Origin of the sequence: Serratia sp. OLAL2, from assembly GCF_002752475.1 — a bacterium.
Taxonomy (GTDB): Bacteria; Pseudomonadota; Gammaproteobacteria; order Enterobacterales; family Enterobacteriaceae; genus Serratia; species Serratia bockelmannii.
Genome location: NZ_MSTL01000018.1, coordinates 396,101 through 409,782, shown reverse-complemented (window position 1 = coordinate 409,782; position 13,682 = coordinate 396,101). Strand labels below are relative to the sequence as shown.

Genomic DNA, 13,682 nt, shown 5'->3' with positions numbered 1-13,682 from the left:
CAGGTTATGTGCGTCTTGCTTAGCCATGGCTTTTCGGGATGGCATGGCTAAGCATTGCAGAAGAGGAGCCACGCCAGATCGGTGATTATTTCGGACATACTTTTGGCTCCGGCATCTTAAGAGGTTCTTTGATCGGATGTTCCGGATGGCCGTAGTTGGCACAGCTGGTCGTCACCTTCACCTCATCGCACGGCATGAAATGCACCGTGATCCCGCAGGTTTCCTGGCCCGTATAGTCCGGCACCGGCACCACCGTGCTGTGCTGCTTATTCTGGGCCTTCATTTTTTTTTCCCAGGCCAAGTACTTTTCCCAATCAGCAAAGCCTGGAAATCCCTTTGAGCCACCAACCCCGGTTTCCCAGTCGATTTTTACCGTCATACCCGGCCGCCATTTCGCCGGCACGCCATAGCAGCAGCCGCCACCGCCGCCCTGATAGGGCCCAATAATGTCTATCCCCGACTGACCGTCGACGCTGAAATGGTTGATCGCCCATTTGGTGTGGTTAACTGCCTCTATGGTTCCCGCCTTCGCCGTCGGCAGGCAGCACCCCGCCAGCAATAGCGTACTTAGTGCCACGAGGTAGTGTCGTGTTTTCATTTTGCATTCCTTTGATGAATTAACAGGTTATGTGCGTCTTGCTTAGCCATGGCTTTTCGGGATGGCATGGCTAAGCATTGCAGAAGAGGAACCACGCCAGATCGGTGATTATTTCGGACATACTTTTGGCTCCGGCATCTTAAGAGGTTCTTTGATCGGATGTTCCGGATGGCCGTAGTTGGCACAGCTGGTCGTCACTTTCACCTCATCGCAGGGCATAAAATGCACCGTGATCCCACAGTTTTTTTGCCCCGTATAGTCAGGCACCGGCACCACCGTGCTGTGCTGCTGGTTATTCGCACTCATTTTCTTTTCCCAAGCCAAGTACTTTTCCGTATCTGCAAATCCCGGAAACCCTTTTGTAGATGCCTCACCACTTTCCCAGTCGACTTTTACCGTCATACCCGGTCGCCATTTCGCCGGCACGCCATAGCAGCAGCCGCCACCGCCGCCCTGATAGGGCCCAATAGCATCAATGCCCGACTGACCGTCGACGCTGAAATGGTTGATCGCCCATTTGGTGTGATTGATGGCGACAATAATCCCACCGCCACCGCTTCGGGTTTTGGCTTTCGCCGTCGGCTGGCTGCAGCCCGCCAGCAGCAGAGCACCCAGTACCACGAGGTAATGCCGTATTTTCATTTTCCATTCCTTTGATGAATTAACAGGTTACGTGCGTTTTGCTTAGCCATGGCTTTTCGGGATGGCATAATGCTGCCCCTCCAGAAGATGAGCAGCACCATAACTCCGCGTTTAGGCCTGTTCAGCAGGCCGCTCGCTCAGGGTATCTATCACCCAGTCTTGACGCTCTTTATCCCCTAGTATTCCTTCGGCAGTGGCTGAAAGCATGCCGTTGAAACAGGCAGTAAACCGTTCATCCTGAGAGGTAAATCCAGTAGCGGGAACGTCTCGATAGCGAAGCATCAACTTTACGTCGCAGATGCACATCAGGGATTCAAACTGGCTATCGCTAAAAGCGATGTTCTGGCACTTCTCATTGATTGCGGGTTGAGCCCCTTGCCCCAGCAATAATGCCGGCTTCTCGTCAAGATCCAGCCAACTCCAGAACAGTGCAGGACGCTGCAACTGAACCTGCTGTTCGGATGACAAAATATGAGAAAACAGATAAGGGAAAATACGGGCATCAAAGTATCTGAACAGCCCGGCACGCCCCTCATGGGTCGCGTCGGTACAGGTCGTTAACCATTCAGCCAGAATAGCGAAAGGCCAACGAGAACCGAGAACCAATAGCGGGGCGGTCTTTTGTATTTTCTGAGCTAACTCAATAAACCACTGTTTCTGCTGAGGATCATTCAGCGAAATCCTGATCAACAGCGGCGACTCATCGGGTAAAGCCTCTTCCGGCAGCCCCTGGTAGAGAGACTGCCATGCTAAAGGCGGTGAAAAACTCCGGAGTACAGGAATGACGGAAAAATCGATACCGCACTGGTCGATAATAAAATCAAGGTGGGCCATTTCAATATTAGCGCAGGTTTGCTCCAGCAGATTCACCCAGTCAGCAATGCGTGTCATGTTCACTTATACCTCCCTTGGCACAAAGCCTTGTGCAGCCTGCTGCGCCTTTTTCAGACACTCTTTGCACACCGACGAAGGCAATTCAGGCAGCGGATAATCCTCACTCGTCGGGCCCTGTAATTTGTGCTGCCCTTTGAGGCTTAGCAGACCAGGACCATGCACATTGATTTCGCCCTGTGGGGTCAGTTGGATGTAAGCACCGCCACAGGCAAGCGTGATCCCATTCTTTGCCGTCAGTTGCAAATGTCCCTGGGTGGACTGTACCGTGACATCTTTCATCGACGTCAGGGACAGCGTATCTGCGTGGGATTCCACCGCCAGCGGGCCTTTGGCAGAGACCAGGCGCATGCCCTCCTGATGAGCCAGTATGGAGATGGCCTGGCTGGCATTGACTGAATAACGCTGCGCCGCGCTGATATTCACCTCGCCCAGACTTTGCAGATACAGACCTTTCCCTGTATGCAGCAATGCCGTTTCCGGTGTGACGGCGGCAATACCTTTCGGCGCAGAGAGCAACACCGTCGGTTCTTTCAGCTCACTGGCAGCTGAAGCAAGCGCCTGAAGAGGCTGCGCATCCGGTGCAAAGTTGTAGTGGGTCTGGGCAAGCGTTCCCCATTCTGCAACCTGATTCACCGCCCCTTTCAGCAGGCTGATGGCCGGCTCCATCGCCAGTACCTGCCCCTGCGCCTTTGCCTGGCCGTCCGCGCTGATGAAGAGGCCCTTCTGCGCGCGTATCGCCCCCCACCCGTCGGTTCTGAGCTCAAAACCTTCGCCGCGCTTTTGCCGCTCGCTGTCTACCAGGTGCCCGAGGTTCAGTTGGCTCTTGCCACCGTATTCCGTGGAGACCTTGATGTGCTCTTTCCCCCGCTCATCGTCGAGGCGGATTTTGTTGTTCGCCGGGGTGCGCAACACGTTGCGTTTATAGTTGCGGATAGTGACGTGGTCGCCGTGCGCCGAATCGTGCAGCACCCCGGCGATGTACGGCCGGTCCGGGTTGCCGTCCTCAAAACCAATCGCCACTTCGGTGCCCGCCAGCAGCGGCAGGTGCAGACCGTAGGTGTCCCCGGCATACGGACGGGACTGACGCACCCACAGGCTTTCAAAGCCGGTTTCCCAGTTATCGCGGTCAAACAGCAGGTTGACGCGGTAGCGGCCGTCTTTATCGATATGACCGTAGGTGTCATTTTCGGTGGTACTGGTCACCCGCGCCGGCAACGTGCCGGCCATCACCGGACGGGCGCCGGGCTCGGGGCGGAAGCTAAAATCGTTGCCGTCAGGGATACCGCTGAATGACACCTCAAAATCCCGGTCACGGCGAGCCTGGCTGTGCATCGCCGTGATGACTACGCCTTGAGCAAACACCTCCGCCACATCATCACCGCCGGTGACGTTGAGTAGCTGGCCCGGGGAGAGCGTCGGGCAACTGGTGAGGGCCTGCGTTTGCGTCTGGCTATTCAGGTAGCGTTCATGGCGAATACGGGCATAGAACGCCCCGGACTCCGGGGCCGGGTTGTTATCGTCTGTGCTGCCCGGCGTCAGGTAGTTGTCGGCGTAGTGATAGGCATCGCCGTAGGTGGTGGTGTCCCCCCGGGTGGCGTCGACCTGCGTATTCATGTCTTCGGTGGCCTGGCGGTAGTTGTAATCGCGGGTGCTGACCTGTTTCTGCACCACCTTGTGGTGGCATGTCATCCCCCAGACCGCGTCCGCGCCGGTTGAGTGCTGGCCGGATGGCGGCACCGCCGGTAACGTCAGCCCTGTCTCATACCCCTGCCGGCTGTCGTAAAACGCCACCACATCGATGTTCAGACGCGTATCGGTGGTAAAGCGGAACCAGATGCCGACCTCGCCCAGCAGGCGAGTAATAAAGTGCAAATCGTCTTCGCCGTACTGCATCACCTGCTCGCGGCGCGGGTATTCTCGTGTCAGCGAGAACAGAAAATCCTGGCCGCGCATGCCGTGGCGCTCACGCAGGATTTTTTCCACGATGTGTGGGACGGAGATATCCTGATAGATGGCGTTCTGGTGCGAACGGTCGAGCAGCGCCAGGCGCGGCTGCAGGGTAACGGCGTAGTGGGTCTGGTCGGCGGAGGTGCCAAAACGCTCAAAGCCGGTGATCACCCCCTGCACCACGCGCACCGGCTGTTGCACCTTGATGCCCCAGCCCTGGTCCACCGGGGCCTGCAGCGTCAGGGAGGCGGCTTTCATCAGCATCATTTCTTTGCTGATGGCAGGGTCAAAGCTTGTGAACTCAATACGGTAGCTGAACGGCCGGCTTAGTGCCTCATCGCCTGTAAACGCCAGCACATCGAGCGCTGACGCACCGCCTTTCACCGTCAGCAGATGGTGGTTGTGGCTGAAAAAAGAAATCGGGTTTGCGCTCATGATGATGTCCTTATTATTTTGCAGCCGGTACGCCGGCGTTTCCACTCCCTGCGGCTGAGTCGGAGCCCATCAGACCGCGGGCGGTTTCCGTAACGCGTCAAAACCTCAGCGTTGTTCAGCATCATTTGTAGTGCACCGTTACTTCCCTGCTACTCCCGAAAGGGAGTCACTATTGAGGCTGGCGCTTTACGATCGCTATCTCTGCTGGCATTAAGATCCCAAGGAAGCAGAACCGTATCAACGACGAGATCAACGGGCATGGACACAATGTAAAAAATAGGTATAACGCCTAACGTGTATATCCATAGGACAGCCTGACTCCCCACCGTCTTATCCCTGTCAAATCCTCGATATGTCGATTGGTAACTCATTCCCCTGTCCAGCGTGCCACACCCGCTTAACGCTAACGTTGGTACGGTCATCAACATGGCAAGAAATAGAGCTTTGAACATTTTCATGATTTTTATTTTCCTGAGTGGAGGTGAACTACGATTGCGTGGCAACTGTCTGATATCACGTCACAAAACGTTCGGTTGCAGAGCGTCAAACACCAACCCGATCCCCTCGTCTTCATCCCAGCTAAGGTGTAACGACTGCGGCTTCTGTTTCGCGGCCATATAAGTCAGCAACTGCCGGCTTAGCACCGGCAATATTTGCTGATTAAGCAGGCTGTCGACATTGCGAGCGCCGGTGTCCGGCAGCAGACAGGCGGCGGTGAGCGCGTCATACAGGCTCTCGTCGATATGTGTGTTGAGACCGTAGTGGCGGTTCATACGCTGGCTGACCTGACCGAGTTTCATCCCGACGATAGTGCGCATTGCCGTCTCCGCCAGTGGCCGGTAAATGACGGTTTGGAAGCGAGCCAGCAAGGCCGGCTGGAAATGGTCGCGCAATATCGGGCGCAGTAATTCGTGCAGGTCACCTTCGGTTGCTTCCGGCTGCTCATCAAGCCACTGCATCAGGGAGTCGCTGCCGAGGTTGGAGGTCATCAGAATAACGGTGTTACGGAAGTCGATTTCGCGCCCTTCGCCGTCGCGCATAAAACCGCGGTCGAATACCTGATAGAACAGGTTCATCACGTCACGGTGGGCTTTTTCCACTTCATCGAGCAGCACCACGCTGTAGGGGCGCTTGCGTACCGCTTCCGTCAGAATGCCGCCCTGGCCATAACCCACGTAACCCGGCGGGGAGCCTTTCAGTTGGGAAACGGTGTGCGGCTCCTGATATTCCGAGAGGTTGATGGTTATGAGGGACTTTTCACCGCCGTACAGCACATCCGCCAACGCCAGCGCGGTTTCGGTTTTGCCGACCCCGCTCGGGCCGACCAGCAGGAACACGCCCTGCGGGCCATTTTCCGCCGTCAGCCCGGTTTTCGCCGCGCGCAGGCGCTGAGCGATGGCGTCGAGCGCGGCATCCTGCCCAACCACACGCTGGCCGATTTCATTTTCCAGGTTCAACAGTTCGGTCTGCTCATCTTTCATCAAGGAGGACAGCGGCACGCCGGTCCAGTCGGCGATAACATTCGCGACAGTGCGGGCATCCACATCCGCCTGAACCAGCACATCACCCTGTTGCGCCTGCTCAAGCTGCTGTTGCAAATCGGCAATGTCAGCCTGCTGACTGATGTCCAGGCGGCTGGTCATCAACTGCTGCACCAGCGCCTTTTCGTTGCTGAAACGGGCTTCCTGCTCCTGGATTCGCGCTTCCCGTTCAGCCCGCTGCTGCGCAATGGCACCCAGGCGGTCACCTTGACGGCGACTGCCGGCGGCAATATCTTCCAGCAGCGCCTGCTCTTCCAGTTCCAGTGCAGTCAGTTGCGCTTTCAGGCGAACGATGGCCTCCGGAACGGTATCGAGACTCATGCGTACGCGGGCGCTTGCGGTGTCCAGCAGATCCACGGCTTTGTCCGGCAACTGGCGGCCGGTCAGGTAACGGCGGGACAGCGTGACCGCGGCACGCACCGCATCGTCGGTGATGTGCACGTTGTGGTGTTGCGCGTAGCGAGATTTCAGGCCCCGCAGCATCAGACAGGCGGTATCGTCATCCGGCTCATCCACTTTCACCCGCTGAAAACGGCGCTCCAACGCGGCGTCGCGTTCAAAGTACTGCTTGTATTCACTCCAGGTGGTCGCGGCGATGGTGCGCAGCTCGCCACGAGCCAACGCCGGTTTCAACAGGTTAGCCGCATCAGCGCCACCCGCCTGATTGCCCGCGCCGATAAGGGTGTGCGCTTCGTCGATAAACAGCAGAACCGGCACCGGCGACTGTTGCACGGCCTCGATGACGTTTTTCAGACGTTGTTCGAATTCGCCTTTCACGCCCGCCCCCGCCTGCAGCAGGCCGAGATCGAGGGTGCGCAGGATGACAGGTTTGAGAGATTCCGGCACGTTGCCTTCGGCAATACGCAGCGCGAGCCCTTCAACCAACGCGGTTTTTCCGACGCCAGGTTCCCCCACCAGGATCGGGTTGTTCTTGCGGCGACGGGAAAGAATGTCCACCATCTGGCGGATTTCGCTATCGCGGCCAAAGACCGGGTCGATTTTGCCTTCTTTCGCTTTGGCGGTCACATCGAGGGTGAATTTATCCAGCACGCTCTGCAATGCCGGGCTCAGCTCGCCCTCTTTATACGCAGTGGCCGCTACCGGAAGTGCGGCGCTTTCCACCTCCCCGCCACGGTGGGCCAGCGCAGCCTCTTGCTGCATCTCCGGGCGTTCATCCGACTGCGCATCCAGTAATGGCCGTAAACGTTCGAGCTGGTTCTGCCCAAGCGTCAGCAACGGCCACAGGCCATCGCAACGCACCTGCTGCGGTTTATCAATCAGCGCCATCAGCAAATGGACGCTGCGGATCTGTTCCTCCCCCCTCAGCGAGGCAATCAGCCAGGCTTGCTGCATGAGCTGTTGAATGCTGTCAGATAACTGCGGACGGCGGCGCACGGATCGCGGCTGTTTGTCCAGCCAACGGAGCAAATCCTGCCATAACGCATCCATATCCCACTCATAGCGGCGCGCCAGTACCGTCAAGTCGCCCTCACCCTGCTCCAGCAATTTAAGCAGCCAGTGCTCCGGCAGAATTTCCGCATGGGCGCGGGTCTGACACAGGGAGGCGGCGCCTTCCAGGGCGCGGGCACAGTAAGGATTCAAACGACGTAACAGGATGGCTGGGTTTTCCATTTTTCTCTCTCTTGATGGCTTCCGGGCACGCTACCGCCCCTCGCTGTTTCCCGTTTGGGAGACCAAAGCGCATACGGTCAGGCAGGCAGATAGTGGGTTTCTTTGCTCAACACCCGTGCCAGGCAGGCGCTCAGCAAAAAAGCGGGCAGAGAGACTCTGCCCGCATCGGGTTTACGCGGTGGCGCGTTCGTTCCAGGAATCGGAATGAATGATGTTGCCGTCTTTGTAGGTCCAGGTGATTTTTTCGTAACGCAGTTCGAGCTGCTCGAGATGGTTGTGTTTCTCGTAGGCAGGATCCTTGATGTCATGCATCACGGGGTTCACTTTCACCACTTTTACGTTTTCCAGTGTGGTGTTGAAGTACTCCACTTCCTGGCCGGCGTCGTTGATCTTGTACCACTTGAATTCCGCAGACTTGAGGGTCTGACCGGTGGTCACCGCTTTGTACAGGTATGGGCTGGAAGCATCGATTTCCTTGGTGAACAGGAATGGCGTGTGAATACGCGTACCGGTCAGTTTGCCGGTGTTGTTGTCGGTCGGGATGTACAGGTTATGCGCCTGCGCCACCACTTCGATGCTGCCTTCGCGATCCTGAACGTCCACAGACCCTTTGATGTCCGCACCGCCGTCGTCTTTCAACCAAAGATAAACAGGAATTGCCATGAAATTACTCTCCATTGTGTTGTGATGCGCCATCATCCTGCGATGGCGTCAGGGGGTATCCGGCATCCGACAGGCGTCGGCCTGCGGCACCAGACTGATTTCGACACGGCGGTTGAGCGCACGCCCTTCCGACGTCTCGTTGGTGGCGATCGGGCGGCTTGCGCCGTAACCCTGGACCGCAAAACAGCTTTCAGACACGTCGCCGGTATCACGCATCCAGTCGCGCACCGCTTCGGCGCGCCTCTGGGAGAGCGTCTGATTCTGCTGCGGGTTGCCGGTGTTATCGGTGTGTCCACTAACGACAATCAACCCGCCTGGCTTCGCTTTAATATCGACCAGGGCGTTGATCAGCACTTTGGTGGAGCCGGTCTTCAGCACAGACTGGCCGGAGTCGAACAGCGACAGACTGTCGAGGCGCACAATTTTCGGTGCAAGCTTCGGTTTTGATTGAGGTTCAGGTGGCAGCGATAGCGGTGGCACATACGAACGGATGGCATCCAGCACCGGCATGCGCAGGCGTTCTCCCTGATACAAACCCAGGCCCATCCGAATCGGTGCGCCATTACGCGTCAGGTTATCCAGCTGCGCGGCATCCTCTCGCAAAACGGCGACAGCCTCAGCCTTCGGGCCAGAATCATCCATTGAGAGCCGGTCATAACGGGCGATATCGAAACTCACCCGGTGCAGCATCTGACGATTGTTCCAGCCACTGCTGAGCAGCGCCGCGATGGCCGCCAGCGTGAGTAACCTGAGGGCGCAGCGCCAGGCGCGGCCTCGTGGCGTTAATCCTTGCCCTTCAGGCAACAGCGGCAACACAAAATCCGGAAACAGGGGCATCACCGTGCTGTCCGTGCCCACCGGCTGCCAGCCCGCCACCTGCCGCATCGCCGTGTGGTGGGACAACCACGTCGTCCAGGCCGAAGAGGCCAGGCTCCCGACAAGAATGGGCCCCATCCCCCACAGCACCGCGGTGGGAGCCATGGCCGGCACATCGGGATTTTCATCCATAAATACCGCCTTTACGTGCTGATGGAACCAGCTCATTAGGCTGTTCATCAGTACCTGCTGCTGCATCGCAGGCGCCCCGCCGGTGGTGACCCATGTGGCTATCGAACAAGGCGCCGTTGACTCACGCCAAACCCTCACTCCTTCACCCTGCATCGCCGCCTGCCAAAGCCTGTCTCTCATCATCGCGCTGCCAATCTGGCCACTCAGCACCAGCGGCACGCAATGGCCGATCGCCTTGCGCAGCCGGCTAATTTGCCAACGCAGTGCCAGCAGGCGGCGGGCCAGCGCTTCGGTGTCAGCCTGCTTTTGGGGGCAGACACTGACCATCACCGACAGCTGACGCCCCCACTCCGGCCGTTGCCAAAGGAGCCGGCGAGCCACCTGTTCCAGGTCCTGATGATCTTCCACCCGGATCCAGCAGCCTTGCGCGGCGGTCATAACCTGTGACTGCTGTGGCCAGGCCAGCGGCAGATCGCCGCAGACCAGAACCACCGGCCGGCGATATGTGGCTTCCGGGAGGGCGTCCAACGGCAGAGTGGCACAGTCTTCAGAACCACGGCCGGTGATGTACCAGAACACCGCAGTCAGCCCCAAGGCAGCCAGCAGAATAAGCACGGAAACCTGCCGGGACACCGGCAAAAAGCCCAGGCAAACCACCGCGCTCAACAGAGCAGCCCACAACGCCAGCCCGCGCTGTTGTGCAGGCGTCATTTCACGGCTCCCGGCAGCAAGGTCAGCAGCATCTGATCGAGCCAATGGTTCAGCCCCCACCACAGGCCGACGACAACGATCACACTCAGTCCAAGGCGTGCTGGCCACGATACCAGCCAGCCGCCCATGCCTCGCCCTGTACGGTTTTCCGCCAATACGGGATGGGTCTGCGGATAGCTAAAGGGCATGACATGTTCACTCAGGGCGTTGATGAGCGCCTGACGCTCCGGGGCGTTCAGGGAGTGGAAACTCCCCAGGAAGCCGAGCATCATCACCCGCTGGAAGCAGGTGACGACGGCGTTGTCGGGCACCGGCTCACGCAGCACATCACGCATCCGATCGCACAGCGTGTCACCGGCATCCATGGTGCCCAGGAAGTGCCCCTGTAGAGGAATGTCATACCATTGGAGGCAGGCATCATCCTCTACGCCACGGCCTTTGACCGCTTCATCGAGCAGCGCACACTGCGCGGTCAGGATATGCCGACAGCCGGCCTCATCAAGCCCGCTCGCTTTCAGTTCCCGCTGCACGCGTTCCACATCGGCGATGCAACGCTCCCACAGCCTTCTCCCTTCCCCATCCTGAAATGTCGGGCCGTGGCGTAGGCTGATAACCTGCAGCCAGGTATCCTGCAGCAGCGCATCGATATCAATGGACGCGGCGGTACCGCGTTTACGCTCACTCATGTTCTCAGTACCGCAAAGAGTTCAAGTTCAGGCTCGCCGAGCATCCCGGGAACGTAAAACATACAGGTGCCGCTCTGAAGCATTTCCATGGCCAGAGGATGCGCAACATCCAGGCTGAAATACTGGTTTTCCAGGCGCAGCGGAATGGCTGCAGGTACGTGCCGCAAGGGCGTCAGAGGGACCCCGATCCGGGAAGAGTTGACAATACCCCTGACGTGATCCGGGCTGCCCACTTTGCACTGGCGCGGGAACTGCTCCTGCAGTTGCGCCACCGGCATCGGGGAGCGCACTGAGAGGTAGTAATCTGCCCCTTCGCGCAAACGCGGGTCATGCAGGCGAGCCTGCCAGAAGTGAAGCCGGGCATCATGCTCAAGTTCAATCGCCACCACCCGCGACGGCAGGCTGGCTTCGAGTAGGTCACCGAGTAAATCAAACAGCGACGGAAACACCGTATTGAGTTGCTCATGCTGCCAGGCAGGAATGGCACTCACCTGATGCTCCAGCGAGAACGTCAGCAAACTGCCGGCCAGCCGGGCCAGCTCCGGATACAGCCGCTCGGGAGGGCTTTGCAAGTTGCGCTGAAACTGCCCCAGCACCGGCTCTGCGCTGTTCAGCGCGTTGAGTAACCAGAAGAGAGAAACGTCGGCTACGGCAAAATCAGCCATGCGTTCGTTACTTTCCCGGCGCATCGCCATCAGGCGGCTCAACCGGGCACGCAGTTGCGTCATCAGTTGCTCCAGTTGGGCGACCAGCCAGCGGCTACCCTGCACCGCCAGCAAAGGGGGAAGAAAGGTTTCGTCCAGCGCCCAGAGCCCCTGCGAATCTTGCCGCAGACGGGCGACCGGGCAGGTCAGGTAATCACTGTTGTTCTGATGAGCAAAACGCAGCGTCAGCGCCGGTTGCATCACTGCGATCTGACGTGTGTCGTCACCAAAGGTATTGCGGATATCTCGCCAGCGCTGGCGATAGCGCACTGGTCGCTCGGCCACTTCCTCGGGTTTCAGGCAGTTGCCGCCGTTCGCCCGCAGCAGCGGCAGTGCCAAGACAACCACCACGTCGTGCGATTCATTTTCAAGCGATAACGCCGGCGGCAGTGAGTCAGCATTGTCGGTATCAATCAGCGTGCCATCCTGAAAACGAACGTGCAGATGACGGGCCTGCAGGCGGCTCAGTTTCAGAATATCCGGTTCGAAAGTGGCATCAATCACCCCCCAGGGGTGGGCCAGGCCCATCTGGGCGATGCATTCCGCAGACCAGGCCGCATAGGCGACCTGTTGCTGAAAGTGCTGGGGAGAAACCATCTGGCCCCTGCCCCATAACGGTTGTTCCGTTTTCATCGGCTTCCTGCTTTACGTTACGATTTCGCTTTCGGCATCTGGGAAACCAACGACAGATTGACGTCCATACCTTCCACCTGGAAATGTGGAACCGCATACAGCTTCACGCGGAAGAAGCCCGGATTGTCTTCGATATCTTCTACCACCACTTTCGCGTCACGCAGCGGGTGAGAGGCCTGCAGCTCGTCGCCCGGATCGGTCATTTCAGTGACCAGGCTACGAACCCAGGTGTTCAGTTCCAGCTCCAGCAGACGGCGATCCTTGGTGGTGCCGATGTTTTCACGCTGAATGAGCTTCAGGTAGTGCGCAATGCGCGACAGCAGGAAGATGTACGGCAGGCGAGAGTTAATACGGCTGTTGGCTGTCGCATCGGCAGTCTCGTACAGTGCCGGCTTCTGTGTGGAGTTAGCGCTGAAGAAGCAGGCATAATCGCGGTTCTTGTAGTAGCTAAGCGGAATGAACCCCAGATTAGCGAACTCAAATTCGCGGGTTTCGGGGATCATCACCTCCGACGGGATTTTTACCTGATTGCCGGTACCGAGATCGTACAGATGAATGGGCAGGTCCTGAACCGCTCCACCGGCCTGCGGGCCACGGATCTGCACGCACCAACCGTTGTTGATGAAGCTGCGTACCATGTTGGCCGCAAATGCAAATGAGGCGTTGCTCCAAAGGTATTTATCGTGCTCCGGGCCTTTCACCTCTTCGACGTAATTGAAGCTACGAACCGGCACGGTGTCCGGGCCATACGGCAGACGGCCCAGCACACGCGGCATCACCAGACCGATATAACGGGCATCATCCGTCTCACGGAAGGACTTCCACTTGATGTACTCGGCACGGTCAAAGTAGTTGCCGATATCTTTGATGGCCGCCACCTCCTCCATCGACGCCTTGAGGAAGAATTTCGGGCCGGCAGAGCCGATAAACGGCATATGCGCCGCCGCAGACACTTTCGAAATATTGCGCAACAGGGCAACGTCCTGCGCAGACGCATCGAACTCATAGGCGGAGATCAGCGCGGCAATCGGCTCTCCTCCTGGGGTGTCGTACTCGGCCGTGTACGTATGCTGGTATAACCCGCTCTGAATAATTTCCGGCGCGTCTTCAAAATCCTGACGCAGGTCGTCTTTCGACAGATCCAGCAATTCGATTTTGACGTTCTGGCGGAAATCGGTTTTATCCACCAACGACTTCAACCCGCACCACAGGCTCTCTACTGCCTGGAAATCCTCATGATGCATGACGGCATCCAGTTGGCGGCTAATCTGGTGGTCCAATTCGGCGATATGGTGGTCAATCAGGGTCTTATCCAGCTTTTCAATTTTCGAACCTGATTTCGTCAAGCACTCCAGAAACACCTGCATCCCGGCCGTTAAACGCTCATCAGCCGTCGCATCCGACATCGCCTGCGTATCCTGCCAGATCTCCAACGCACTGAGTTCAGACACTGGGTTCAGATTGATTTTTTCAAACAGGGATACGTAAACCCCATCCGCTGAAGGGCGTTCCAGGATGACGCTTTCGCCACCCGCCGTATTTTCATTTTGTACAGACATGAGCATTCCTCGGTAATCCGTTATCACTT

9 protein-coding genes and 1 pseudogene are annotated in these 13,682 nt (G+C 57.9%); all 10 read right to left on the bottom strand.

From position 1 onward, the window contains the following. Positions 1–85: 85 nt before the first annotated feature. The 10 genes and pseudogenes from BVU99_RS15440 to tssC all read right to left on the bottom strand — a co-directional run bounded on the left by BVU99_RS15440 (position 86) and on the right by tssC (position 13,659). A complete protein-coding gene (locus BVU99_RS15440) occupies positions 86–598 on the bottom strand; it encodes a DUF3304 domain-containing protein (RefSeq protein WP_099817233.1) in 513 nt (170 codons plus the stop codon). A gap of 108 nt (positions 599–706) precedes the next feature. Continuing rightward, positions 707–1,240 carry a DUF3304 domain-containing protein gene (locus BVU99_RS15435; RefSeq protein ID WP_099817232.1) on the bottom strand — a complete coding sequence of 178 codons (534 nt, stop codon included), beginning with the start codon at positions 1,238–1,240 and terminating at the stop codon, positions 707–709. Between the two features lie 111 nt (positions 1,241–1,351). Next, positions 1,352–2,131, bottom strand: a complete 780-nt coding sequence (locus BVU99_RS15430; RefSeq protein ID WP_244590508.1) for a DUF4123 domain-containing protein — start codon at positions 2,129–2,131, stop codon at positions 1,352–1,354. 6 nt (positions 2,132–2,137) lie between these two features. Beyond that, positions 2,138–4,516, bottom strand: a complete 2,379-nt coding sequence (vgrG, locus tag BVU99_RS15425) for a type VI secretion system Vgr family protein (RefSeq protein ID WP_099817285.1) — start codon at positions 4,514–4,516, stop codon at positions 2,138–2,140. A 518-nt stretch (positions 4,517–5,034) separates the two neighbouring features. Beyond that, the gene (gene tssH, locus BVU99_RS15415) at positions 5,035–7,689 is read right to left on the bottom strand and encodes a type VI secretion system ATPase TssH (RefSeq protein WP_099817230.1); all 2,655 of its coding nucleotides are present in this window, start codon (positions 7,687–7,689) and stop codon (positions 5,035–5,037) included. A 171-nt stretch (positions 7,690–7,860) separates the two neighbouring features. Further along, positions 7,861–8,352: a type VI secretion system effector Hcp gene (gene hcp, locus BVU99_RS15410; protein WP_060447717.1), complete on the bottom strand. Its 492-nt coding sequence runs from the start codon at positions 8,350–8,352 to the stop codon at positions 7,861–7,863. 4 nt (positions 8,353–8,356) lie between these two features. Beyond that, positions 8,357–10,071, bottom strand: a pseudogene (locus BVU99_RS15405) (OmpA family protein). Then, a complete protein-coding gene (gene tssL, locus BVU99_RS15400) occupies positions 10,068–10,757 on the bottom strand; it encodes a type VI secretion system protein TssL, short form (RefSeq protein WP_099817228.1) in 690 nt (229 codons plus the stop codon). Before tssL ends, BVU99_RS15405 begins: the two are co-directional and overlap by 4 nt. After that, positions 10,754–12,094, bottom strand: coding sequence for a type VI secretion system baseplate subunit TssK (gene tssK / locus BVU99_RS15395; protein ID WP_060447720.1), 1,341 nt, complete (start codon positions 12,092–12,094; stop codon positions 10,754–10,756). Before tssK ends, tssL begins: the two co-directional genes overlap by 4 nt. A 17-nt stretch (positions 12,095–12,111) precedes the next feature. Continuing rightward, positions 12,112–13,659, bottom strand: coding sequence for a type VI secretion system contractile sheath large subunit (gene tssC / locus BVU99_RS15390; RefSeq protein WP_060447721.1), 1,548 nt, complete (start codon positions 13,657–13,659; stop codon positions 12,112–12,114). Positions 13,660–13,682 lie beyond the last annotated feature (23 nt).

Coding starts and splice junctions, on each gene's coding strand:
- vgrG (WP_099817285.1), bottom strand. CDS start 4,516: ATGAGCGCAAACCCGATTTCTTTTTTCAGCCACAACCACCATCTGCTG.
- hcp (WP_060447717.1), bottom strand. CDS start 8,352: ATGGCAATTCCTGTTTATCTTTGGTTGAAAGACGACGGCGGTGCGGAC.
- BVU99_RS15435 (WP_099817232.1), bottom strand. CDS start 1,240: ATGAAAATACGGCATTACCTCGTGGTACTGGGTGCTCTGCTGCTGGCG.
- BVU99_RS15440 (WP_099817233.1), bottom strand. CDS start 598: ATGAAAACACGACACTACCTCGTGGCACTAAGTACGCTATTGCTGGCG.
- tssH (WP_099817230.1), bottom strand. CDS start 7,689: ATGGAAAACCCAGCCATCCTGTTACGTCGTTTGAATCCTTACTGTGCC.
- tssK (WP_060447720.1), bottom strand. CDS start 12,094: ATGAAAACGGAACAACCGTTATGGGGCAGGGGCCAGATGGTTTCTCCC.
- tssL (WP_099817228.1), bottom strand. CDS start 10,757: ATGAGTGAGCGTAAACGCGGTACCGCCGCGTCCATTGATATCGATGCG.
- tssC (WP_060447721.1), bottom strand. CDS start 13,659: ATGCTCATGTCTGTACAAAATGAAAATACGGCGGGTGGCGAAAGCGTC.
- BVU99_RS15430 (WP_244590508.1), bottom strand. CDS start 2,131: ATGACACGCATTGCTGACTGGGTGAATCTGCTGGAGCAAACCTGCGCT.